17 protein-coding genes are annotated in these 23,779 nt (G+C 50.8%); 6 read left to right on the forward strand and 11 right to left on the reverse strand.

The genetic code is table 11. The annotated features are described in order from the left end of the window. Positions 1-9 precede the first annotated feature (9 nt). From B3355_RS04720 to B3355_RS04760, 9 genes are all read right to left on the reverse strand, one after another. The gene (locus B3355_RS04720) at positions 10-1,659 is read right to left on the reverse strand and encodes an acyl-CoA synthetase (protein WP_292780769.1); all 1,650 of its coding nucleotides are present in this window, start codon (positions 1,657-1,659) and stop codon (positions 10-12) included. Positions 1,660-1,877: 218 nt separating this feature from the next. After that, positions 1,878-3,008, reverse strand: coding sequence for an HpcH/HpaI aldolase/citrate lyase family protein (locus B3355_RS04725; protein WP_047517616.1), 1,131 nt, complete (start codon positions 3,006-3,008; stop codon positions 1,878-1,880). Continuing rightward, on the reverse strand, positions 3,005-3,292 hold the full coding sequence (locus B3355_RS04730) for a succinate dehydrogenase assembly factor 2 (RefSeq protein WP_047517614.1): 288 nt from the start codon (positions 3,290-3,292) through the stop codon (positions 3,005-3,007). Before B3355_RS04730 ends, B3355_RS04725 begins: the two co-directional genes overlap by 4 nt. 9 nt (positions 3,293-3,301) lie before the next feature. Further along, complete coding sequence (locus tag B3355_RS04735; RefSeq protein ID WP_292780777.1) at positions 3,302-4,048, reverse strand: succinate dehydrogenase iron-sulfur subunit; 747 nt, start codon at positions 4,046-4,048, stop codon at positions 3,302-3,304. Position 4,049: 1 nt separating this feature from the next. Beyond that, positions 4,050-5,840: a succinate dehydrogenase flavoprotein subunit gene (gene sdhA / locus B3355_RS04740; protein WP_292780780.1), complete on the reverse strand. Its 1,791-nt coding sequence runs from the start codon at positions 5,838-5,840 to the stop codon at positions 4,050-4,052. Positions 5,841-5,850: 10 nt separating this feature from the next. After that, positions 5,851-6,204 (reverse strand): succinate dehydrogenase, hydrophobic membrane anchor protein, encoded by a 354-nt coding sequence (gene sdhD / locus B3355_RS04745; protein ID WP_292780782.1) that lies wholly within the window; start codon positions 6,202-6,204, stop codon positions 5,851-5,853. 1 nt (position 6,205) lies between these two features. Then, on the reverse strand, positions 6,206-6,604 hold the full coding sequence (gene sdhC, locus B3355_RS04750) for a succinate dehydrogenase, cytochrome b556 subunit (protein ID WP_292780785.1): 399 nt from the start codon (positions 6,602-6,604) through the stop codon (positions 6,206-6,208). A 12-nt stretch (positions 6,605-6,616) separates the two neighbouring features. After that, positions 6,617-7,819 carry a malic enzyme-like NAD(P)-binding protein gene (locus B3355_RS04755; protein WP_292780788.1) on the reverse strand — a complete coding sequence of 401 codons (1,203 nt, stop codon included), beginning with the start codon at positions 7,817-7,819 and terminating at the stop codon, positions 6,617-6,619. A 124-nt stretch (positions 7,820-7,943) separates the two neighbouring features. Further along, positions 7,944-8,678: a GntR family transcriptional regulator gene (locus B3355_RS04760; protein ID WP_019882589.1), complete on the reverse strand. Its 735-nt coding sequence runs from the start codon at positions 8,676-8,678 to the stop codon at positions 7,944-7,946. A 184-nt stretch (positions 8,679-8,862) separates the two neighbouring features. Here B3355_RS04760 and B3355_RS04765 point away from each other — a divergent pair, with 184 nt between their 5' ends. The 6 genes from B3355_RS04765 (at position 8,863) to B3355_RS04790 (ending at position 15,486) form a co-directional block, all read left to right on the forward strand. Then, the gene (locus B3355_RS04765) at positions 8,863-9,744 is read left to right on the forward strand and encodes an HpcH/HpaI aldolase/citrate lyase family protein (protein WP_024931054.1); all 882 of its coding nucleotides are present in this window, start codon (positions 8,863-8,865) and stop codon (positions 9,742-9,744) included. An 11-nt stretch (positions 9,745-9,755) separates the two neighbouring features. Further along, entirely contained in the window at positions 9,756-10,814 is a 1,059-nt protein-coding gene (locus B3355_RS04770) for a MaoC family dehydratase (protein ID WP_047517603.1), read from the forward strand. Positions 10,815-10,816: 2 nt separating this feature from the next. Further along, positions 10,817-11,815 carry an HpcH/HpaI aldolase/citrate lyase family protein gene (locus B3355_RS04775; RefSeq protein ID WP_019882592.1) on the forward strand — a complete coding sequence of 333 codons (999 nt, stop codon included), beginning with the start codon at positions 10,817-10,819 and terminating at the stop codon, positions 11,813-11,815. Between the two features lie 23 nt (positions 11,816-11,838). Next, the gene (gene prpB / locus B3355_RS04780; protein WP_292780795.1) at positions 11,839-12,714 is read left to right on the forward strand and encodes a methylisocitrate lyase; all 876 of its coding nucleotides are present in this window, start codon (positions 11,839-11,841) and stop codon (positions 12,712-12,714) included. 34 nt (positions 12,715-12,748) lie between these two features. Then, positions 12,749-13,918 carry a bifunctional 2-methylcitrate synthase/citrate synthase gene (prpC, locus tag B3355_RS04785; RefSeq protein WP_292780798.1) on the forward strand — a complete coding sequence of 390 codons (1,170 nt, stop codon included), beginning with the start codon at positions 12,749-12,751 and terminating at the stop codon, positions 13,916-13,918. Positions 13,919-14,025: 107 nt separating this feature from the next. Then, positions 14,026-15,486: a bifunctional 2-methylcitrate dehydratase/aconitate hydratase gene (locus B3355_RS04790; protein ID WP_292780801.1), complete on the forward strand. Its 1,461-nt coding sequence runs from the start codon at positions 14,026-14,028 to the stop codon at positions 15,484-15,486. 53 nt (positions 15,487-15,539) lie between these two features. Here the strand turns inward: B3355_RS04790 and B3355_RS04795 are convergent, their stop codons facing one another. Continuing rightward, positions 15,540-18,482: a DUF6701 domain-containing protein gene (locus B3355_RS04795; protein WP_292780804.1), complete on the reverse strand. Its 2,943-nt coding sequence runs from the start codon at positions 18,480-18,482 to the stop codon at positions 15,540-15,542. 197 nt (positions 18,483-18,679) lie between these two features. Beyond that, on the reverse strand, positions 18,680-23,779 hold a 5,100-nt coding region (locus B3355_RS04800), incomplete at its 5' end, for an Ig-like domain-containing protein (RefSeq protein WP_292780806.1).

The following is a 23,779-nucleotide window of genomic DNA, read 5'->3' on the forward strand; positions in this document are numbered from 1 at the left end:
AGGCATCTTTCAGCGGGCATTGCTTTTTAAATAGGCAATGGCGGGGCTTACATCTTTACGCAAGATTTTACCATTTTTGGTGCGTGGAAACTCTTTGGCCAGATACACAGTTTTAGGCGCCTTGTAAGCGGCCAAATGCTGTTTGCCAAACGCCATCAGTTCTTCCGGCGCAATCTCGGCATCCGGTTTGGGGATGACATAAATCACCACCAGCAATTTATCTTTTTCAAGCTCTTCACCCACAGCCGCACAATCTGCCACGGCTGGGTGGCCCTTATACACACGCTCAATCTCGTACGGTGACACGCGATAGCCAAAACTCTTGATAATGTCATCCTTGCGGCCCAGGAACCAGATATAGCCATCTGCATCGTATTTGGCATAATCGCCGGTAAAAAAATAGCCATCGTGTTTATATTTGGCGGTTTCTTCCGGCAGGTTCCAGTAATTCAGAAACAAGCCAGGGTCGGTATCAGGGACGCAAATCATCCCCTCCTCGCCCTCTGCCACGTGCTCAAGTGTTTCAGGGTTCAATAACTCAATAGCATGACCAGGCTGTGGAAAGCCCGCCGAACCGGCACGAATGGGCCGGAAAACGCTTTGCGACAGATAGTAAGAAAACTCACTCATGCCCACGGCTTCATAAATATCCAAGCCAAATCGCTCACGCCATTGCGTCAGCACTTCGTCGGACAAATGCTCACCGGCGCTCATAAAATGGCGCACGCTGGGAATATCTGCTTGGGTAGCCTTGGTTTTTTGCAGCAGTTGACGGTAAATCGTTGGCACACCGATAAAAATGGTCGCCCCATGTTTTGCAATCAGCTCCAGCCATTTTTGCGCATCGTTTTTACCTTCATGCACAATCACCGTTTTACCCAGGTACAAGGGATCCATCAGGCCAGTACCCAGCACATAGGTCCAGTTAAACTTGCCGGAATGCATGATACGGTCCTGGGCAGTGTCGCTATAGTTAAACCAGTATTGCGCAGCCGTTTGGCGACCCAGCAAAGCGCGGTGCGCATGTAATACACCTTTGGGATAGCCGGTCGTACCGGAGGTATAGACCAGGTAGGCGGCATCTTCACCACGTGTGGCATACGCAGGTGCAAGTTGCTGCACAGTAGCTAATGCAGTCTCCAGTGACAATACGTTAAACACAGTCGAGTCTTCAACCTCGCCTTGCAGTTGCGTCAGTACAATGTGTCTCAGATTAGGTGTTTGCGAGATATTCTGCTGCATCTTGGCAGACATCCCCGCCCAGGCAGCGGCATCGGTAACAAGCACCACGGCACCTGAATCCTTGGCCAGGTAAGCCACCTCTTCCGCAGTCAACAATGTTGAAGTCGGCACCGAAATCGCACCGATTTTCATCGTGCCTAAAAAAGCAGTCGGATAATCCAGGCTGTTAGGTAAACGAATCAGGACACGGTCACCCGGCAGCACACCCAGCTCACGCAACACCTGGGCAAAGCGATCCGTCCTGGCTGCCAGCTCGAAAAAGGTGATAGTACTGGTGCCAAAGGTGTCATCTTCCACAATCATGGCAATTTCATCGGCTTTTGGCGTGCCCAAGTGGCGATCACTACACGCCACCCCGATATTGAAAAATTCAGGGATTTCCCATTGCCATTGTGGATAAGGGGATAACTGTGTCATGTTCAAACCTTTCCATTCGCTCTGTGCATACATGGTTTATGCGATGCTGATTTCGCATTTCTTTTGAAAATGCTTTTTTTAAATCTTTCAATACGCGTATCAATGCGCGAGCGGGATGAAGCACAAGGCGCACGGCACACAGAAACCGGAATGTACTTAAAGTACATGAGGATTTCGAGTACCGAGCAACGCAGTGATTCGCCCGCGCAGCCATTGATCTATAACAAGATGCCGTAGGGCCAGTTTTGGCGTACTACTTGCGCCGGCATCAACTGCAATACATGCAATGCAAACTCCATGTCGCTCACTTTTAAGGTGCGCAAGGCATGCGCGCGCAACAGCGTCTGCAAGGCTTTACCAAACATGGGTGGATCCAGCATTTCACCATCGAATTTGATCGCACCACCGAGCAAGGCATCCGCCTCAATCGCCGCTTTCAAAATCGCCACTTTCTGGTTGATTTCAGTCGGTGACGGTGTGTATGCGGTTTTGCACAAATGAATATGGCCGGGGTGAATCACCTGCTTGCCGGTCAGCCCCATGGCAGCCTCCTGGCAGGCGTGCTTGTACACCACGCGCGACTCATTATCGCCATGCAAATCCAGCCAGCGGCGTACATCATGTGGCTCGACGAATTTGTCCGGCATGATGTTGCTGCCAATCAGGGTTTCCACGCCGCCAATCACGCCTTTACCGGCAATCCTGGCTTCAAAAATCAACTGGTTGATAAAGTAAAACAGTTCTTCAATCCAGTGCTCGGGCGTGATATGTATGCCCAGCGCTTTGGAGAAGTCATGAATACCAAACACCACGTGTTTCACGGTATCGTATTGCATCAACTCCGGCGCAATTTTGAGCGACTTCGGGTGCTCGATAATCGGCTGTATGGTGATATGCGGATTGATACTGAGCAAAAAGCTGGACAGATCACGCACCTCAGCCGCACCGTAAGACTCGCCAGCCTTGGCCAGCATGACAACATCGATATACTCGCCCATATCGCGCACCAGCTTCATATCCTCTTCGTACTCGTCGGTACGGAAAGAGTTGGCACGGATGGCAATGGTCACGCGTTCATTCACCTTGCGCAGCTTGGGCAACTCCTGGCGCAGCAAAGTACGGCTCATTTCCTTCTGCCTACAGCCATCTTCCAGGTCAAAAATCAGCGTATGGGCATTGGTGAAATGCGCATGCTTGACCATGCGGTTGGCCGCCTGCTCCATGTCTTCATAAATGCCCAGGCTGGGCGCATATTTCACCGGTGGGTAATACAACTGTATCCCTGGCCAGTAATCTCCCAATGCGCTAGCATCCAGTGCAATTGGCTCTTCTCCCATGTGCTGACTCATGCGGTTTCCTGTTCTGCCGTGGGCCGGCTTGCTCTTAATTTTTCAAGAATGGCAGCGGACTGTGTTGCCGCGGGTTGCGGATTCACACCCTGGATCAAATCCCAGAACACGTTGTCTGGCAGCTCGAGCAAAGCATCCAATTGCTCCATTTCCGCCAGGGTCAGTCCGCTAAAGTGTTCGCTGACAAAACGTTGCAACACAATATCCAGCTCTAACATGCCACGGCGGCAACGCCAAGCCAGGCGCCGCTGCTCTGCTTCCCGTAAAATCTCAGCATTCAACATACGTCGCTCCTATAACACCTTGATACCAAAGATCTTCTTACCCGGCTTGGCTTCGCTATGCGCCTTGGCCTTTTCAATCTTGAGATCTTTAATCGCCGCAATCGCCGCATTCGGATTGAGTTTTTTCGGGCACACATCAGTACAGTTCATAATGTTGTGGCAGCGATACAAACGATATGGATCTTCCAGGTTTTCCAGTCGTGCATCCTGTTCCTGGTCGCGGCTATCGGCAATAAAGCGATAGGCCTGCATCAGGCCAGCCGGGCCGACAAACTTGTCCGGATTCCACCAAAAGCTCGGGCAGGAAGTCGTACAAGCGCCGCACAAAATACACTCATACAAACCATCCAGCTTGGCACGGTCTTCAGGGCTTTGCAGGCGTTCGGTGTCTGGCGGCGTATCATGGTTTTGCAAATAGGGCATCACCGAGTGGTAGTTATCAAAGAACTGCGTCATATCGACGACCAGGTCGCGAATCACCGGCAAACCAGGCATGGGGCGCAATACTACAGGCTCCTGTAACTCACTGAGTTTGGTGATACAGGCCAGGCCATTTTTGCCATTGATGTTCATGGCATCACTGCCGCACACGCCTTCACGACAGGATTTGCGCATGCTCAGTGATTCATCCAGTTCTTTAATCCGCATCAAGGCATCCAGCAACATCTGGTCGCTGTCTTCCAGCGTGACGTCGTAGTCCTGCATATAGGGTTTTTTGTCGACATCAGGGTTAAAGCGGTAGATGGAAAAACGCATATCAATACACCCTTTTCTTTAACTCAAATGTTTCTACGGTCAGTGGTTGCAGGCGCACTGGCTTGTAAGCCAGTTTTTGCTCGTTAGCAAAATACAGCGAATGGCTGAGCCAGTTGGCATCGTCACGGTCAGGATAGTCTTCGCGTGCATGGGCACCACGGCTCTCCTGGCGGGCATGCGCGGCTTGCATGGTGGCCAGTGCCACTTGCATCAGGTTATCCAATTCCAACGCTTCGACGCGCGCGGTATTAAAGACTTTGCTTTTGTCGGTAATTCTTAAGTGCTGTGCTTGTTGGGCAACTTGCTGAATCGCACTGACGCCCTCTTCCAGTAACTTGGGGAAGCGGAACACACCGCAGTGCTTTTGCATGGTTTGGCGCATGGCCAGACCAGCCTCGGCCACTCTCTCACCGTGACCATCACTTTCCAGCCGGTTTATACGTGCCAGCGTGGCATCAGCAACATGCGCTGGTAATGGTTTATGCGCTTTGCTGCTTGCAATATCGATTGCCATTTTGTCACCCGCGGCTTTACCGAATACCACAAGGTCGAGCAAAGAGTTCGAGCCCAAACGATTGGCCCCGTGCACAGAAACACAGGCGCACTCCCCCACCGCATACAAACCATTCACCACGCGCTCGGTCTGACCATCATGCACGACCACCTGGCCATCGAGGTTGGTTGGAATACCACCCATCATGTAATGCGCAGTCGGCACCACAGGAATAGGATGATTGGTAGGATCAACCCCGGCAAAAGTTTTAGCAATTTCGCGGATGCCGGGCAGACGCTTGCTGATAATGTCCTCACCCAAATGATCCAGCTTCAGGTACACCGCATCTTTATGTTTGCCTATGCCACGGCCTTCTTTAATCTCAGTCGCCATGGCGCGCGATACCACGTCGCGGCTGGCCAGGTCTTTGGCGCTGGGCGCATAACGCTCCATAAAGCGTTCGCCCTCACTATTGACCAGGTAACCGCCTTCACCACGCACGCCTTCAGTAATCAGCACACCGGCATTCAATACACCGGTCGGGTGAAACTGCCAGAACTCCATATCCTGCAGTGGCAGGCCCGCGCGTGCGGCCATGCCTAGGCCATCACCAGTATTGATATAAGCATTGGTACTGGCCTGGAAAATACGGCCACCGCCACCCGTCGCCAACATCGTGGCCTTGGCATGGATGACATGAATATCACCGGTTTCAATTTCCAGGGCGATCACCCCCAGCACATCGCCATCAGCATCGCGAATCAGGTCCAATGCAAACCATTCGATCAGAAATTGCGTATTGGCTTGCACGTTACGTTGATACAGCGTGTGCAACATGGCATGGCCAGTACGGTCAGCCACAGCACAGGTGCGTGAAATCGGCTTTTCGCCAAAATTGCGGGTCATGCCACCAAATGGGCGCTGAAAGATACGACCGTTTTCCAGACGGTCAAACGGCATGCCAAAATGCTCCAGCTCGATAATGGCTTTGGCTGCATTGCGGCACATAAACTCAATCGCATCCTGATCCCCGAGGTAGTCCGACCCCTTGATGGTGTCGTACATATGCCACAGCCAGTTATCATCAGACACATTGCCCAGGGCTGCCGCAATACCGCCTTGCGCCGCCACCGTATGTGAGCGCGTCGGAAACACTTTGGACAGCACAGCAACATCTGCACCCGACTCAGCCAGTTGCAGCGCGGCACGCAAGCCGGCACCGCCGCCGCCAATAATGACGGCATCCACCTGATGATGCTGGATATTGCTTGCACCTGTCATATTAGTTACACCAGCCATGCCACTCACCTTAAAAATTCATTCCAAATAAAATCCATATCACCGCTATGGCATTGCCCCATACTGCGACATTCACCAGCCATTGCAGCACGGCCCGGATACCTAAATGCGGCACGTAATCGCGCAACACATCACGTACGCCCAACCAGGCATGCAACAGCATGCAAGCAAAAAACCACACCGAGAGCAGACGCCACCAAAGCGGTGCAAATAAGGCCTGCCATTCACTAAAACTTTGTGGCGACAAGCACATCACTCGTAACCACAGCAGTAGCAGGACAACCGCCATCGACAGTGCACATAAGCGCTGAGTTAGCCAGCGTCGCATGCCTGGGTATTTGGCAGTCAGTAACTCAAACAACATGCTAGCCTCTCACCCAAATCGCCCAGATCACAAACACCATGGTGACTGCCACCAGCCACAACACCACCCGGCTGGAGAAGCGTGCTTTTTGTAACGTCGTCATCCAGTGCACATCCATAGCCAGGTGGCGGATGCCCGCATAAAAATGATGGAAGAAAGCACAGGCCAAGGCGGTGATCAGCAACTTCACCGGCCATTGCTGGAATTGCTTAGCCACGGCGGCATAGCCTTGCGCACTGGACAAGGATAAATACAAGGTCCATAACAACAGCGGCTGAATCAGAAACAACACCACACCACTGGCGCGGTGCAAAATCGACACCACCGCATTCACCGGCAGGCGGATCGTGAATAAATCCAGATTCTTCGGGCGCTGTTTTTTTTGCTTCTTTACAATCATGCTAAATAACTCTTACTCACCTGCATTGGCCGCACGCGCCACGGCGCCAGCCACGTATTCCATCAAGCGTGGATCAAATGGTTTGGGGATAATGTAGTCTTTACCAAACGACAAAGACGGCAACTGATAGGCTTCCAGTACCTGTTGCGGTACAGGCTCACGCGCCAATTGACTTAGGGCCTGGGCGGCCGCCACTTTCATCTGCTCGGTGATCTGTTTTGCCTGTGCGTCCAGTGCGCCTCTAAACAGGTACGGGAAACACAAGGCATTATTGACCTGGTTAGGAAAATCACTACGGCCAGTCGCCATAATCGCATCATCACGCAAGGCAAATACCTGGCTGGGCAGGATTTCAGGATCAGGATTGGCCAGGGCAAAAATGACCGGGTTCGCGGCCATCAGTGGCACCAGTTCTGGTGGCAAACCATTTTTAGCCGAGACACCAATAAACACATCCGCCCCTTGCATGGCATCTGCCAGCGTTTTGATATTGCCAACCTCAATCGCTAACTCGCGGTTGTTATCATGTAAATCGTCGCGGCTGTTATCGAGCACCCCTTTGCGATCGACCATGGTGATGTTGGTAGCGCCCATTAACTTGAGCAGCTTGGCACAGGAACAACCCGCCGCACCCGCGCCTAAAAACACAATTTTGGCGCGGGGCAACGTTTTGCCTTGGAGATCAAGCGCATTCAACAAAGCGGCTGCCACAATCACCGCCGTGCCATGCTGATCGTCATGAAATACTGGGATATCCAAGCGTTTCTTTAATTCATTTTCAATATAAAAACAGTGCGGTGCAGCAATATCTTCAAGGTTGATGCCGCCAAACGTTGGTGCAATATTCACCACAGTCTGGATAAACTCGTCCGGCGTCGCGGCATTGACTTCAATATCAAACACGTCAATATCCGCAAAGCGCTTGAACAACACGCCCTTGCCTTCCATCACTGGCTTGCCTGCCAGCGCCCCCACATTGCCTAAACCCAGCACCGCAGTACCATCGGTAATCACTGCCACCAGATTACCCTTATTGGTATACTTATAGGCATTGGCCGGATCTGCCTCGATTTCACGCACTGGCTCGGCCACACCCGGCGTATAAGCCAGCGATAAATCCTGTTGCGTGGCACAAGGCTTGGACGATTCCACGCTCAGCTTCCCTGGCTTGGGAAACTGGTGGTAATCCAGCGCGCGTTGCTTTAAATCGTCCATGACTTCTCCTTGGGTTTTCTATTCTTTTGAATGATTCAAAAACTTCAGCAGCAAGGCGGACAAGCGCAGACAGTGCATATGGCACGGCAAGCGCAGTCCAACGCCGCTGATGAAGATTTTTCAATCATTCTAATTCGCTCATGTAGTGGTGATCGTCAGTCAGACACAATCCCAAACGCCACTCCATCGGCTTATCGCCATAAGTAAATGACACGCGCTCTATACTCAGCAGCGGATAACCTTCTTTCAAGCCCAAAGCCTTGGCCACTTCCGCATCCGCCGCGACAGCTTTAATACGCTCTTCGGCCCGGATCATGCGCACACCAAACTGTGATTCATACATGCTATACATCGAGCCATTGCTCTCTTCTACCTTGGCGCGGTTCAATCCTTTAAATGGTGCGGCAGGCACAATAATGTGGTCATAAATCAGAGGGCGACCCGAGAACGTCAGCAAACGCTTCACATCAATCGTGGTTGCGCCTGCTTTCATTTCCAGCACCTTGCCGATATGCACGCTGGCTTTACCTTTAATGCAGGAGATAAACTCATTCTGCAGCATTTCTTTCTGGCCATTTTCTGCAGTCAGACGCAAGAAACGCAGCTTGACGTCATCCTGGTTGTGCGTAGCAACAAAAGTACCTTTGCCCTGGCGCCGAATCAGGATATTTTCTGTCGCCAGGCTATCAATCGCCTTGCGCACAGTGCCCTGACTGACTTTAAACCGCTGCGCCAGGTCAATTTCGCTGGGAATCATATCTCCGGGGCGCCACTCTCCGCCGATCAGGCTTTGCGTGATCAGCACTTTAATTTGGTCATACAGCGGCCGGTAACTCGGCGACCCTAACTGCTTATCCATAGATTCGACTCCATTCATGATTGGCACCATCAATTGCACCTGAAACAAGGTTTTTAATTTATATCACAGCGCTTTTTTATTGTCCACTATTTTATATCTTATATAAGACATAAGATATTTGTTGACACAGTTTTTTTATTCATGAATAATGAATCTAATTTCTTGCCGTAACAAAGGAAAACCCATGTCATATGCACTCAGACCCAGACGCTCGATGCTATATGTTCCTGGCTGTAATCAACATTACCTGGAACGTGCTCGCTCACTCGCGGCAGACTCTGTCATTCTGGACCTGGGCGACCCTATTCTGGTAGATGCCAAAATTCAATCCCGCCACAACGTAGTGAATGCGGTGCAGCAAGGTGGCTACGGCAAAAGAGAAGTCGTGGTGCGCGTCAATGACTTGCACTCTATTTGGGGGCATGACGACATTCAAGCAGTGGCCAATATTGGTGCAGATGCCATTTTGTTTCCTAATATAGAGTCACGCGAAGATGTATTGCAGGCGCAGCAGTTACTAGATGAGGCTGGCGGCAAAAATGTACCCATGATGGTCATGATAGAAAGCCCGTTGGCCGTATTGAATGCCAAGGAAATTGCCGCAGCTTCAGACCGCGTCATCTGTATGGTGATGGCAACCTCAGACCTGATTTCACAACTGCACGCCCGTGTGACGCACGAACGTTCAGCCATCCTGACCTCATTATCCCTGGTGGTGCTGGCCGCACGCGCTTACGGCAAAGGCGTGATTGATGGCATTACGTCAGATTTCAAGAACATGCATTCGTTTGAATATGCCTGTCGCATAGGCCGAGACATCGGCATGGATGGCAAATCGCTGGTGCATCCGGCGCAAATTGCTTATTGCAATGACGCGTATACGCCACAACGCGCAGAAGTCGAACATGCGCGGCTGATTATCAAAGCCCTCAAAGAAGCCAACGAGGGTGGGCGCGGCACGGTAGTGGTGAATGACAAGCTGGTCGAACACCACCATATCAAAGCCGCACAACGCTTGATTCAACTGGCAGAGGCCATTGCCGAGCTGGAAGAAGAGTTTATATAAAGGAGTTGAAAATGAGCACAAAAATCAACACCGGACGTTTTTTCGAACATTTTGTACTGGGTGAAACCATCCAGCACGCCACGCCGCGCACCATCACCACAGGTGACACGGCGCTGTATATTGCTCTAACAGGCGCACGCAACCCCCTACATTGCAGCACGCCGCTGGCACAGTCGCTGGGTTACCCGCAGATGCCGATCGATGACCTGCTGGCGTTTCATATTGCTTTTGGCAAGACCGTCCCCGATATCTCAGTCAATGCCGTCGCCAATCTCGGCTACGCAGATGTACGGTTTATCCAGCCCGTATACGTGGGCGACACGCTGACAACCGCCAGTGAAGTCATCGGCCTAAAACAGAATTCCAGCGGCAAAAGTGGCGTGGTCTGGGTGCGCTCAACCACGGTCAACCAGCATCAGCAACCAGTACTCAGCTGGGTACGCTGGGTGATGGTGCACAAGAAAAATCAAGAGGCGCCAGCGCCGGACACTGTCATTCCTGAGCTGCCTGAATTTGTCAGCCCCGAATCATTAGCCGTGCCAGCCCACTTCAAGCTCAATAACAGCCTGGGCACAGCCACAGCTGGTCAATACTGGTGGGACGATTACGAAGTGGGTGAATGCATGCGCCACCCTTCTGGCCTGACCATCAATGAGAGTGACCATACCATGGCCACGCACTTATACCAGAACAATGCGCGCCTGCACTTTGATGCGCACCTGATGAAAAGCACACCGCAGGGCCAGTGCCTGGTATACGGCGGCGTAGTGATTTCGGCCTGTCGTGCCCTCAGTTATGAAGGCCTGGAAAACGCCATTGCGATCCTGGCGATTAACGGTGGCACCCATGCCAATCCAAGTTATTCGGGTGACACCATTTATTGCCTGACCAAGGTATTGGATAAATGGGCCCTGCCCCATCCTGAATTAGGCGCATTGCGCTTACGCATGGTCGGCGTCAAAAATATGCCGCCAGCGACACTGGAAAACATCAAAACCACGCAGGGCTATCACCCGCACGTGGTGCTCGATCTCGACTATACCGTTCTTATTCCACGCAAAGGAAACTAAACATGGCTGTTCATCCAAATCAGGCACTTTTTGGCGGTGAAAAGCCGTTTCCGGTGATTCCGGCTTGTGAACATTTTGCCGGTAGCGAAAAGTTGATCCTGAAAGCCTTGTCGTTACAAGACCCGGCCACGCCTAATGGTGTCGGCCCGGTATTTGATATTACGTGCGATTGTGAAGATGGCGCCGCCAGCGGCCAGGAACAAGCACATGCAGAAATGATCGTCCGCATACTGAATTCCGAAGCCAACAAATACAAAATGGCCGGGGCACGTATTCATGACTACACGCACCCGCACTGGAAAAAGGATATTGATATTCTGGTCGGCGGCGCCGGTGAAGTGCTGAGCTATATCACGATTCCTAAATGTACCGATATCGCCCAAGCGCGCGAAATGATCACCTATATTCAGCAAGTCGCGAAGCAACACGGCATTCGCCGTGAGATTCCGGTACATATCCTGATTGAAACGCATGGCGCACTCAGACAGGTACATGAAATTGCACAACTGCCGTGGTTACAGGTGCTGGATTTCGGCCTGATGGACTTTGTCAGCGCCCACCACGGCGCTATCCCCGCCGCAGCCATGCGCAGCCCCGGCCAGTTTGACCACCGGTTGCTGGCACGCGCCAAGACCGAAGTCGTCTCTGCCGCGCTGGCCAATGGCGTGGTGCCTGCGCACAACGTGACGCTGGATCTGAAAAATGTAGAAGTCACTTACAGCGATGCGTATCGCGCGCGTAACGAATTCGGTTTTATGCGTATGTGGAGCATCTATCCGACGCAGATTCAGGCCATTGTCGATGCCATGAAACCTAATTTTGACGAAGTGACAGACGCCGCCAATATCCTGCTGGCAGCACAAACGGCCGATTGGGGGCCAATTCAGTATGCGGGCGAGTTGCATGACCGTGCCACCTATCGTTATTTCTGGGAAGTGCTGCAAAAAGCCAAGCAAACCGGTGTTGCCATGCCGGAAGATGCTGAACACGCTTTCTTTTAATCGCTGATCAACAGGAAACCAACATGACGCAATCCAATACGCCAGGCGGTCGTTTCCGCGCAGCACTGGCCGCAGAAAAACCATTACAGATTATCGGTGCCATCAATGCCTATCACGCCATGCTGGCCACACAATCCGGGTTTAAAGCCATCTATTTGTCTGGCGGCGGCGTTGCTGCAGGCTCCTTGGGGCTGCCAGATTTAGGCATTTCTGGCCTCGAGGATGTATTGGTCGATGTGCGCCGGATTACCGATGCCGTCGATACGCCATTGCTGGTCGATATTGATACTGGGTTTGGCGGCGCCTTCAACATTGCGCGTACCATTAAAAGTGTTGCCAAAGCGGGTGCAGCGGCCGTGCATATTGAAGATCAGGTCAGTGCCAAACGCTGCGGCCATCGCCCCAATAAAGCGATTGTCAGCCTGGACGAAATGGTAGACCGCGTTAAAGCTGCAGTGGATGCCAAACCTGATGATGACTTTGTCGTTATGGCGCGCACCGATGCGCTGGCGGTAGAAGGTTTGCAATCCGCCATAGACCGCGCCTGTGCCTGTGTTGAAGCTGGCGCCGACATGATTTTCCCGGAAGCGATGACTGAATTAGGCATGTACCAGCAGTTTGTTGATGCAGTTAAAGTGCCGGTACTGGCAAACATCACCGAATTTGGCTCTACACCGTTGTTTAGCGTAAGCGAACTGGCAACGGCTGGTGTAGGCATGGTGCTATACCCCTTATCAGCTTTTCGCGCCATGAACCAGGCCGCGCTTAAAGTGTATCAAGGCGTGCGCCAGGATGGCACACAAAAAAATGTATTGGATCTGATGCAAACGCGTGCCGACTTGTATGAGCACCTGGGTTATCACGCTTTTGAACAGAAACTAGACGCGCTGTATAAATAATCAACACACGCGACCAGAAACAAGGAGGTTAGTTATGAACACCACCACTGATCCAACTATCACAGCCACCGAAGCCCCAAAACGCAAAAAAGGCGTGGCGCTGGCAGGTGTGGCTGCGGGCACCACGGCCATTTGCACCGTGGGCCATAGCGGTAATGACTTGCATTACCGTGGTTACGATATCATCGAACTGGCAACACATGCGACGTTCGAAGAAGTCGCTTATTTGCTGATACACGGCGAGCTGCCCACCCAACCACAGCTCACCGCTTATCACCAAAAGCTCAAAAAGCTACGCGGCCTGCCCAGTGCACTTAAAGCCGTACTGGAACAGATTCCTGCCAATGCGCACCCTATGGATGTGATGCGCACAGGTTGCTCTATGTTGGGCACATTGGAGCCAGAAGCTATTGACCGCAATACGGCGGGCGCACAGGCATTAGGTGATCGATTAATTGCCTGTTTTGGCTCCATCCTCATTTACTGGTACCAGTTTAGCCACCGTGGTGTGCGGATTGAGGTAGAAACCGATGACGATTCCATCGCCGCACATTTCCTGCATATTCTGCATGGCAAAAAGCCATCCGAACTACATATCAAAGCCATGAACACTTCACTGGTGCTGTATGCCGAGCATGAGTTTAACGCATCGACTTTCACCTCACGCGTGATTGCTGGCACCCTGTCTGACTTGTACTCCTGCATCACGGGGGCCATTGGTGCCCTGCGCGGCCCCAAGCATGGGGGCGCCAACGAAGCGGCGATGGAGATTATCGAGCGCTACAAAACAGCGGATGAGGCAGAGTCTGACATCATGGCGCGTATGGCACGCAAGGAAATCATTATTGGCTTTGGCCATCCGGTCTATACCATCGCCGACCCCCGCAATGAGTCGATTAAAGCTGTCAGCAAATCACTCTGCCAAGATGCAGGCAATATGTCATTGTTTGATATCTCTGCGCGCATTGAAGAAAGCATGTGGCGCGAGAAAAAAATGTTCCCCAATCTTGATTGGTACAGCGCCTCCAGCTATCACATGATGGGCATCCCAACCGGCATGTTCACCCCTATCTTTGTGATTTCACGTACTACCGGCTGGGTGGCTCATGCCATTGAGCAACGTATAGACAACAAGATTATTCGCCCGAATGCAGAGTACAACGGCCCGGATAACAGACCGTTTGTACCTTTGGAAAAACGTTAATTTTTGCCACAGAGGACACAGAGAGCACAGAGAAAATCCTTTTCTCGACCAGCTCTGTGCTCTCTGTGTCCTCTGTGGCTTAATCTTTTATTTGAAAGAAACACATTATGTCCGCCCATATTTCCAACGTTCGCCCTGACCCAGATCAGGTGATTGTTGATATTGCCAATTACGTGGCAGATTTTGAAATCAGCTCGGCTGAGGCCTTTGACACCGCCCGTAACTGCCTCATGGATACCTTGGGCTGTGGCTTCGAAGCCCTGGATTATCCGGCTTGCACCAAACTACTGGGGCCGGTGATTGCCGGGACTGTGGTGCCGAACGGCGCCAAAGTGCCAGGCACCTCTTATCAGCTGGACCCGATCCTGGCGGCCTTCAACATCGGCGCCATGATCCGCTGGCTGGATTTTAACGATACCTGGCTGGCGGCAGAATGGGGCCACCCTTCTGATAACCTGGGCGGCATCCTGGCTTCTGCCGACTATATGTCACGCAAACACGTGGCTGAAGGCAAGGCGCCGCTGACCATGAAGGATGTGCTGACTGCGATGATCAAGGCGCACGAAATTCAGGGCGTTCTGGCATTAGAAAACAGTTTTAACCGTGTGGGCCTGGATCACGTGATTCTGGTCAAGATTGCCTCGACAGCAGTGGTCACTAAATTACTGGGCGGCAATAAGCAAGACATTATCAATGCCGTGTCTAACGCCTTTGTTGATGGCCAAAGCTTGCGAACCTACCGTCATAGCCCGAATACCGGTTCACGTAAGTCCTGGGCGGCTGGCGATGCCACCTCACGTGCGGTACGCCTGGCCTGGATGACGCTGCAAGGCGAAATGGGTTACCCAAGCGCACTCACGGCCAAGACCTGGGGCTTCTATGATGTCCTGTTTAAAGGCAATGCCTTCAAGTTCCAGCGCCCTTACGGCAGTTATGTGATGGAGCAGGTATTGTTCAAAATCTCTTTCCCGGCCGAGTTCCATGCACAAACCGCGGTGGAATCTGCATTCCAGTTAAACAAAGAGGTCGGCAATCGCCTGCAAACGCTGGAAGATATCGCTAATATTGAGAAAATCGTCATCACCACCCATGAGTCGGCGATTCGCATTATTGATAAAACCGGCCCCATGAATAACCCGGCCGACCGCGATCACTGTATTCAATATATGGCTGCCGTGGGCTTGCTCAAAGGCAGTTTGACGGCGCTGGACTACGAAGATACCGCAGCAGCCGACCCACGCATTGATGCCCTGCGTGATAAAATGACCTGTGTAGAGAAGTCAGAATACACACGTGACTACCTCGACCCGGAAAAACGCTCGATTGCCAACGCCATCCAGATTTTCTTTAAAGATGGTACGCAGTCCAGCAATATTGCCGTGGAATATCCGATTGGCCACCGCCGTCGCCGTGGCGAGGGCATCCCGGAGCTGGTGAAGAAATTCCAAGTCAACCTGGCGCGCCGTTTTGATTCAGCCAGACAAGCCGAGATTCTGGCTCTGTGTCAGGACCAGGCCAAACTGGAAGCCACTTCAGTCAACCAGTTTGTGGATATGCTGATGGTTTAACCACAGCCGAAAGCACGGACTGCTGACACAAAAATAGGCAGTCCGTTTTACCGTTAAAAGCTTTCCCGCATATAAACGATCGGTGACTTATAGATGCCGAACGTCGCCCGCGCCTCTGGATCGACACCAAACCAGGGCATCACACCATCAATAGCCGGCGTTTCTGCCGGACTGACACAGGTTTTATCATTGTTTGAGGCCACACCGAGATTCACCTCTACGTCGACACTGCCTGTATTAGGCTGGCCACCGCTCACCCCTGGTGCTGTTAATCTAAGACCTAACAAGCCATTCACCATTGTAGCGTTACCGGCCAAATGTGTTTCACAGGCATTTAACTGACCATGGTAGTTTTTCATGACAACACTTGATAACGGAACCGTTGTACAGCTATCGCCCACACTTCTGACATAAGCAACAACACTATCACTCCAATACTGCGCCTCCAGTTGTAAAGGCAGTGGCAACAACTCAGAACCATGCGCGGGAGATAAATATAATCGCCCATAACGAAATGGACTGCTGCTCGCAGAGACAGCCACCGCACTGGATATGGTGACGCCATCATCATCCAGCGGCTGTGCCTCCACGCTGATATTAGTCACAGGTGTGCGATTACCGGGTCTGCTCACCTGATGGGCAACTTGAATCGTTGCCTGACCTTGACTCCATACGCCTGCGGATCCATTTACCTTGGGGATTAAAGTAAACGTGTGAGGAGAAAGATTAAAGTGATAGGCAGCATAACTATTGAGATTCATTCGGGCAAAGCCACCATAAACGCCCGTATAGTTCTGGGTAGTCACTCCGCTGGAATTTAGCGCTTTAATCTGGAATCGTGTCAACAATCCATCCTGGCCAAAATATGAAAACTGGTTGCTGCATGCGGGGGTGACTGATTGCGGGCTAATCGCAAAATGGTCGGGCACAAAGCGCCCCATATATACATTCGTGCTCGGCGCATAGCCAAAGGCACAGGCTTGCTTGTTATTGCTGGCAGTAAACCCTGCCACACAATCGCCAACACTGGCATCCACCTGGGTAAACGTGTCATCGTAAATACCCAGCGCACTAAATCTAAAATAGCCGACTTCATCATAGCTAAAGCTTGTACCGGTGCTGTTGCCATAGCTGTCTTGGCTAAACGTCCCAGAGACTGCACCGGTATGTACAGCGCCCGTATGTGCTATGAGTTTGCTGGGATCTATTTTAGCCGTGCCGTTATAGTTAGATAAACCGGTGCTGGCGGTCATGTTAAATCGGCCACTGCCCGCTTTAATGATAGGCGTATTGCTAGTACTGATACCAGTAGCAACATCTGCATTGGCATTGCTTGAACTCACACTGCTAAAATTTGCAGGCCGCACTGCAAAATTATCTGTCGACAGCGAAGTCTGCTGAGTGGCATTGGGGTCAGTCACTGTGCAACGTACATTTTTATAAGCATTGCTAATTGTGTTAGAGAGTCGCTTACGGCCAGCATCACTATTGCTGAAAGTGAGATTCTGCGTTGAAAGGTTGGTTGTCGTGCCGCCACAGCTTTGATTAATCAATATAGCAGGATCACCGCAGTCAATCAGCCTCACTTCTACAGTTTGATTACCCTGCCCTGTCGCGACATAATCAGTATTGACGCTATTATCAGCGGCAAGCGCGACCACATCGACATTAAACGCACTATTCGCAATCTGGGTGAATAAGTGACCATTAGCCGCGTTCGGGTTGCTGACTGAAGGATCAATACAATTGAATTTATTGGCCGGTGTTGAGCATCTGTTTGTCGGATAGCCAAAAGGGTTGATGACACAAGATGTTTGTGAGCAGCTACCTGAACTGGCACAGCATATTCCCGCGGTATTAGAGCCCCATTGCAGTTGGATAGCTGCCGGATAACTCGAACTCGTCCTGGCACAGCCGTTAATCCTGCCGTTATTGATAATAACGCCAGTCACGGACACCGAATTGTTGATGACTGAATTGCTATCCAGATAAACGTTATTATTAGCATATGCTGCCATCCCGCTATTGGTGACCTGCACACGGCCATGAATGATAGAGCCGTTAAACAGATTGACACTGGCACTCGCCTCGGAACTGACGTTCACCGTTCCATTGATAACACTTTGATAAACTGCCACGTTACTGGTGGTAAATCCGCTGGATAAAGCAGTGATATCCCCGTACACGATCGAGCCAGTCCCGAGTGCAATATAACCAGAAACTGCCTGTATGACGCCATTATAATGGCTATTTTGTGCTGAACTCGCATACACATTCGCCACGCGTATATCACCACCAATGGTGTTATTTTGACCGTATAAATAAAAATTGCAGCTGTCACAGTTGACCCATGAGTCGACAATGTTAAATCCGTAAAGTGTTACCGTACCAGAGGTCGTACTGAGGCTGCCATGAATCATGGCACTGTCGTATAACGTGACCAGCCCCGTTCTCGCCGCTACATGGCCATTAATCACTGTATTTTGTAATAGACTGATTGCACCGTAACTGCTCGCAGAGACATCGCCTTGTATCGTGCCACGCGCCGTGATGCTACCTGTTGACGTCAACAGGTTACCGCGGATATAAGGCGCGCCGGTGAGTGTCATGGAATAAATGCCAGAGTTGATGGTCGCATGCACCGTGGCGGCGTTAACGGTGACCAAACCATTCACCTGAAAGCTGACATTTGCATTCTGTGTGGCACTACCTATGCTATAGATGCCGATATTCAGTGAGCCATTAACGGTAATGCTGACATTGCCGGTATCGAGAAATTGTACGTGGTCTTGAATATTGGTGTAGCCCGTACAGGTATACGTCCCCGCGCTACCAACACAGCCTGGTGGCATAGGCGCACCTGAAACAGCCGGAAAGGAGTACATGGCATCGACAGAACCGCTGGCAAGTAGTAGCAAAAAACCGAGAATAATCTGGAGGATGCGTACGCGATAAATCCACTTCTGAACGCTTAAAACAAAACCTGCTAGATGCATACAAGAAAACCAAATAAAACATTAGTTAACTTATTTTACCAACATTAATAAAAGAAACATAAATATGTTAACAAATGTTTTTGTGCCTCTTATTGCAATATGCAAGTAAATTGGCCCATAGAGAATGGGGGCCGTCTCATGATCAATAGAAAATAAAAAAGCGACCCGAAGGTCGCTTTTTTGACAGACACTGATAATTAATCAGTAATCAGTTTTTGCTGTGACAACAAGTTAGAGATAATCGCTGCATCAGAGGTCTGACCTGTGGTCAGGTCCACACCACTCAGCACAATCTGCTGGGTCGTATTACCGCTGCTGAAGCTGCCAGACACATTGTGTGCATCCGTTGCGAAACCACCATTAGAGCTGATATGGATAATTGTATCGCTGCCGGATTTTTCAAAGTGCAGGTAGTTGACCAGGTTGCCCGCGTTCTCGCCTTGCAGCAAGTCACGCACATCCAGGATATCGCCACCCTGGCTGACAGAGCTCTTGTTGAAGTCGGTGATAGTGTCACGTGCTGGCGTACCTGCCGGGCCATCATCAGCACGATCCCACTTGAATACGTCTACGCCAGCGCCACCAGTCAGGGTATCGTTACCTTTACCACCGATCAGGATGTCGTTGCCATCGCCGCCATTCAGCTTATCGTTACCAGCACCACCGCGCAGGATGTCATTACCAGCGCCACCATTCAAGGTATCGTTACCGGCGTAACCGTAGATAATGTCATTGCCAGACGTACCATTCACCGTATTGTCAGCGCTATCACCACCAATAATTGGCGTCCCTTTATTGCTGTTCAACAAGTCAATATTGATCAGGTTAGAGGCTGACTCGCTATCCTGCAACCCAGTGCTATCCACTGCAGTGATCTTGAAGTTCTGGAACAAGCTCAAATCAACGGCCTGCTCATTGGTTTTAACGGTCGACAAGAACTCATTGATCGCTAGGTTATCCACGGTGCCACCATCAGCAGCAGTGATCACCATTTTGCCATTGGCACCGATCAAGCCGAGGAAGCCACTACTTTGCGTGTAGCTCACATGTAGGCCCAGTTCGTTCGCAACGGCTTGTGAGTAAGTCAGGTAGGCCGTGCCCAATGTCACACCGATCAAGGTGTTATAGGCAATCGTCACAGAACTGATGTTGTTATTCACATCACTCGCAGTGAATGCCTGACGGCTTGAGAAGTTGAGCAAGTCTACATTCAACAAACCTGGCAAGGTCAACAAGCCAGCAGCCCCCATACCATTGCTGACTTCTGGCGCCACTTGTGGGATAGAGGTTATCTGCTTAGCCACATTCACAGTCAGCGTTGCAGAACTGGTATCGCCATCATTGTCGCTTAATGTGTAATTAAACGAGCTGGTGCCAGCAACGCTGGTGTTTTTCGGTGTGAATGAGAATGAACCATCATCCATATCAACCAGCAAAGTGCCTTGTGCAGTCGTGATCACCAGTTTATGGCTGGTAGCATCATATGTACTGTTATTGGTACCAGTCACGGTAATGGCACCGGTTGATGAGTTGAAGGTATAAGTAGAACCGTCAACCGCTATCGATTTCACATAACCACCATCTGCACCAAAGCCACCACCTGAGGTCAAGCTACCGGTAATTGGGCTGCTCACAGTCTCATTCAGGACAGAGTCTAACTGGTTAAACGATGTCACACGTACGCCATCTGTATTCGTACCCGTTTGGCCATCATAAGCAATCGGATTCAACTCAGTGTTTGAAGTGACGCCGGAACCGATACCAATCGAGTAAGACTTGATATGGTTGTTATTCAGGAAGTTAATCCATGTCGCCTCTTCTGCTTGCTGGATACCTCTGTCTCCATTATTGCTATTCTCTTGACCAGTCAAGCTACTATCACCACCGACACCACGGTTAGGTTGGCCATCAGTGAAGAAGTAGGACACGTTTTGTGCATTATCCAGCTTACCGGATGTACCAAACGCATTCATGGCCGTGTTCAACGCAGAGTCATAGTTGGTATTACCATCCGCTGACAGATTATTCAGGTAAGCCTTGGCTTGTGCAACGGTCAACCAGCCATTACCCAATTGTTTGGTTTGATCCAAACCTGCAAATACCACCAGTGAGACTTTCACGTCACCCATGTCGTCATATTTATCCAGCAAGTTCTTAATTGACTGAATAGCACTGGCCAAACGGGTCTGATTATTCACACCATCAGTGGTCGTCATACTGCCAGAAATATCTAGCGTAATCATGAGGTTGGTATTGGCAGAGTTGGTAGCCGTCACGGTTTGGTTAGTCGCTGTTGGCGCATCATCTGAAACATTAACAGTGATAGAGCCTTTAGTCGTCGTGTCAGCATCGTTGGCGTTCACACCAAACTTGATTGCCAAAGTATCTTCCTGACCAGCCACTGGATGATCAATCGGGCCTGACAACTGCACCGCATAGTCACCTTTGCTATCAATCGTGACACGAATCACTTCTTTACCATTGGCAGAACCAATCAAAGTACCTGTGTTATTGCCTGACCAGGTGATAGTCGTACCACCAGAGGTGTAGGTCGTTGTTGGCTCTGTCAGGGTCACGCTCTTCAAGTCGCCATTTGGATCAGAAATACCCATGGAACCGCTAGCGATAACATTAGAAGGACCAGAGTCCAGCAAACCGTTTGGCAGACCATCTTCAGACACTGAAGCAGACGCATCCAGGGTCACAAAGACTGGTGACTGATTGAGTGTGTATGCATAGTTGTCGCTAGGCACACTGATGTTGCCTGCATTGTCAGTGGCAGTCACAGTGTAGTTGTGCAAACCTTTGGTAATGTCAGTCGTCGGCGTAAATGTCCACTTACCATCTTTATCAGCAACAGCAGTACCTACTTTGGTGGAACCATCGTAGATAGTCACGGTACTACCCGCTTCCGCCTTACCGGTTAAGGTTGGCGTTGCATCATCAGCCACACCGCCATTTCCGACATTGCCTTTCACTGCACCAAAGTCATCATAGATGTTATCGATGGTTGGTTTGTTCGGCGCAATGACATCCACTACATAAGTCAGCTGCGTGGTGGCTACACCAATATTGCCAGCGGTATCTGTTGTAGTCACTTTAGCATCAATAGTTTTGTCTGCGTCGGCAACCAATTCTGAACCAGGCACACTCACAGTAAAGCCTAATTTGCCGTCAGGACGGGTAATCACTGTTGTGTTGTAATCTTTACCGTTGATAGTCACAACCACTGGGTCACCCAGTTTGGCCTCACCACCGACAGTACCAGTGACAGGCTGATTTACACCTGGTTGAGACTCGGCAATATTGATAATGCCGTCGCCACCAAAGTTGGCATCCAAAGCGATTGTCGCTACAGGCGGTGTCAAATCAAGGCTGTAGGTCAACTGAGTAGACTGGCTCGCTGTGTTACCAGCATTGTCAGTCACAGTGACCTTGGCATCGATAGTCTTGTCAGCATCAGCAGCCAGTTCGTTACCAGCCACATTGACACTGAAGCCCAGTTTGCCGTCAGGACGGGTAACCACTGTTGTGTTGTAGTCTTTACCGTTGATGGTCACAACTACTGGGTCACCCAGTTTGGCGTCGCCGCCAACTGTACCCGTTACCGGCGTAATTGAGGTCGCTTTCGCTTCTTCAATGTTGATGATGCCATCACCACCGAAGTTGGCGTCAAGCGCGATTGTCGCCACTGGCGGTGTCAGGTCAACGGTATACGTCAGTTGTGTTGACTGACTCAAGCTATTGCCAGCATTGTCACTTACTGTCACTTTCGCATCGATAGTCTTGTCAGCATCAGCAGCCAGTTCATTACCAGCGACATTCACACTGAAACCCAATTTACCATCAGGACGGGTAATAGCAGTTGTGTTGTAATCTTTGCCATTGATGGTGACGACTACCGGATCACCTGCTTTAGCATCACCACCAACGGTACCAGTCACCGCAATAGTTGAGGTAGCTTTAGCTTCTTCGATATTAATAATACCGTCGCCAGCAAAGTTTGCATCCAAGGCAATTGTTGCAAACAAGTTTGGATTCACTGCCAGTTTATAGTCTTGTGTATCAGTTGCTGTCGCACTGTTACCAGCAGCATTCGTTGTTGTTACACTCGCAAATATTGTGCTGTCGGAATCCGCAGCCAAGTCTGCGCCAGGCACATTAATTGAGAACTTACCGCCAGCTTGCACTGTGCCGGTGAAGTCCTTGTTGTTGATCGTCACAGTCACAACATCACCGACTTTAAACTGGCCACTTACGGTACCAGTTACTGGAATCGCTGCCGCTGTAGATTCAGCAACGTTCACAATGCCATCACCAGCTACGTTCGCATCCAGGCTGATCGCCAATGCTGGTGGTAACAGGTTTACTGTGTAGGTCTGAGTATCCGTTGCTGTCGCACTGTTACCTGCCGCATTGGTGGTTGTGACGCTGGCGAATACCGTTGCATCAGGATCTGCTGCCAAATCTGCACCAGGCACATTGATTGAGAAAGTACCGTCCGTCGCAACTGCACCAGTAAAGTCTTTACCGTTAATCGTAACCGTCACAATGTCGCCAGTTTTGAACTGGCCACTCACAGTACCAGTCACTGGAATTGCAGCCGCTGTAGATTCAGCTACATTCACAATACCATCACCTGCAACGTTCGCATCCAGACTGATTGCAACTGCTGGCGGCAATACGTTCACAGTGTAGGTCTGTGTATCCGTTGCGGTCGCGCTATTACCTGCAGCGTTCGTTGTGGTGACGCTTGCAAATACGGTGCTGTCTGAGTCAGCAGCCAAGTCGGCACCAGGCACATTGATTGAGAAGGTACCATTTGCAGCAACCGCACCAGTAAAGTCTTTACCGTTAATCGTCACCGTTACAATGTCGCCAGTTTTAAATTGGCCGCTCACTGTACCAGTTACTGGGATTGCAGCTGCTGTAGATTCAGCAACGTTCACAATGCCATCGCCAGCAACGTTTGCATCCAGGCTGATTGCAACTGCTGGCGGCAATACGTTTACAGTATAGGTCTGTGTATCCGTTGCGGTCGCACTGTTACCTGCCGCATTGGTGGTTGTCACGCTGGCAAATACGGTGCTATCTGAGTCAGCCGCCAAGTCGGCACCAGGCACATTGATTGAGAAAGTACCATCTGTCGCAACGGCACCAGTAAAGTCTTTACCGTTAATCGTAACAGTCACAATGTCGCCAGTTTTGAACTGGCCACTCACGGTACCCGTCACTGGAATCGCAGCCGCTGTAGATTCAGCTACATTCACAATACCGTCACCTGCAACGTTCGCATC

Source organism: Methylophilus sp. UBA6697, assembly GCF_002454655.1.
Taxonomy (GTDB): domain Bacteria; phylum Pseudomonadota; class Gammaproteobacteria; order Burkholderiales; family Methylophilaceae; genus Methylophilus.

What these genes read in the sequence shown, in the direction of transcription:
- prpB (WP_292780795.1), top strand. Translation starts at nt 11,839, where the DNA reads ATGACGCAATCCAATACGCCAGGCGGTCGTTTCCGCGCAGCACTGGCC.
- B3355_RS04765 (WP_024931054.1), top strand. Translation starts at nt 8,863, where the DNA reads ATGTCATATGCACTCAGACCCAGACGCTCGATGCTATATGTTCCTGGC.
- B3355_RS04760 (WP_019882589.1), bottom strand. Translation starts at nt 8,678, where the DNA reads ATGGATAAGCAGTTAGGGTCGCCGAGTTACCGGCCGCTGTATGACCAA.
- B3355_RS04735 (WP_292780777.1), bottom strand. Translation starts at nt 4,048, where the DNA reads ATGCGTTTTTCCATCTACCGCTTTAACCCTGATGTCGACAAAAAACCC.
- B3355_RS04720 (WP_292780769.1), bottom strand. Translation starts at nt 1,659, where the DNA reads ATGACACAGTTATCCCCTTATCCACAATGGCAATGGGAAATCCCTGAA.
- B3355_RS04795 (WP_292780804.1), bottom strand. Translation starts at nt 18,482, where the DNA reads ATGCATCTAGCAGGTTTTGTTTTAAGCGTTCAGAAGTGGATTTATCGC.
- prpC (WP_292780798.1), top strand. Translation starts at nt 12,749, where the DNA reads ATGAACACCACCACTGATCCAACTATCACAGCCACCGAAGCCCCAAAA.
- B3355_RS04725 (WP_047517616.1), bottom strand. Translation starts at nt 3,008, where the DNA reads ATGAGTCAGCACATGGGAGAAGAGCCAATTGCACTGGATGCTAGCGCA.
- B3355_RS04755 (WP_292780788.1), bottom strand. Translation starts at nt 7,819, where the DNA reads ATGGACGATTTAAAGCAACGCGCGCTGGATTACCACCAGTTTCCCAAG.
- sdhC (WP_292780785.1), bottom strand. Translation starts at nt 6,604, where the DNA reads ATGATTGTAAAGAAGCAAAAAAAACAGCGCCCGAAGAATCTGGATTTA.
- B3355_RS04730 (WP_047517614.1), bottom strand. Translation starts at nt 3,292, where the DNA reads ATGTTGAATGCTGAGATTTTACGGGAAGCAGAGCAGCGGCGCCTGGCT.
- B3355_RS04770 (WP_047517603.1), top strand. Translation starts at nt 9,756, where the DNA reads ATGAGCACAAAAATCAACACCGGACGTTTTTTCGAACATTTTGTACTG.
- sdhA (WP_292780780.1), bottom strand. Translation starts at nt 5,840, where the DNA reads ATGGCTGGTGTAACTAATATGACAGGTGCAAGCAATATCCAGCATCAT.
- B3355_RS04775 (WP_019882592.1), top strand. Translation starts at nt 10,817, where the DNA reads ATGGCTGTTCATCCAAATCAGGCACTTTTTGGCGGTGAAAAGCCGTTT.
- B3355_RS04790 (WP_292780801.1), top strand. Translation starts at nt 14,026, where the DNA reads ATGTCCGCCCATATTTCCAACGTTCGCCCTGACCCAGATCAGGTGATT.
- sdhD (WP_292780782.1), bottom strand. Translation starts at nt 6,204, where the DNA reads ATGTTGTTTGAGTTACTGACTGCCAAATACCCAGGCATGCGACGCTGG.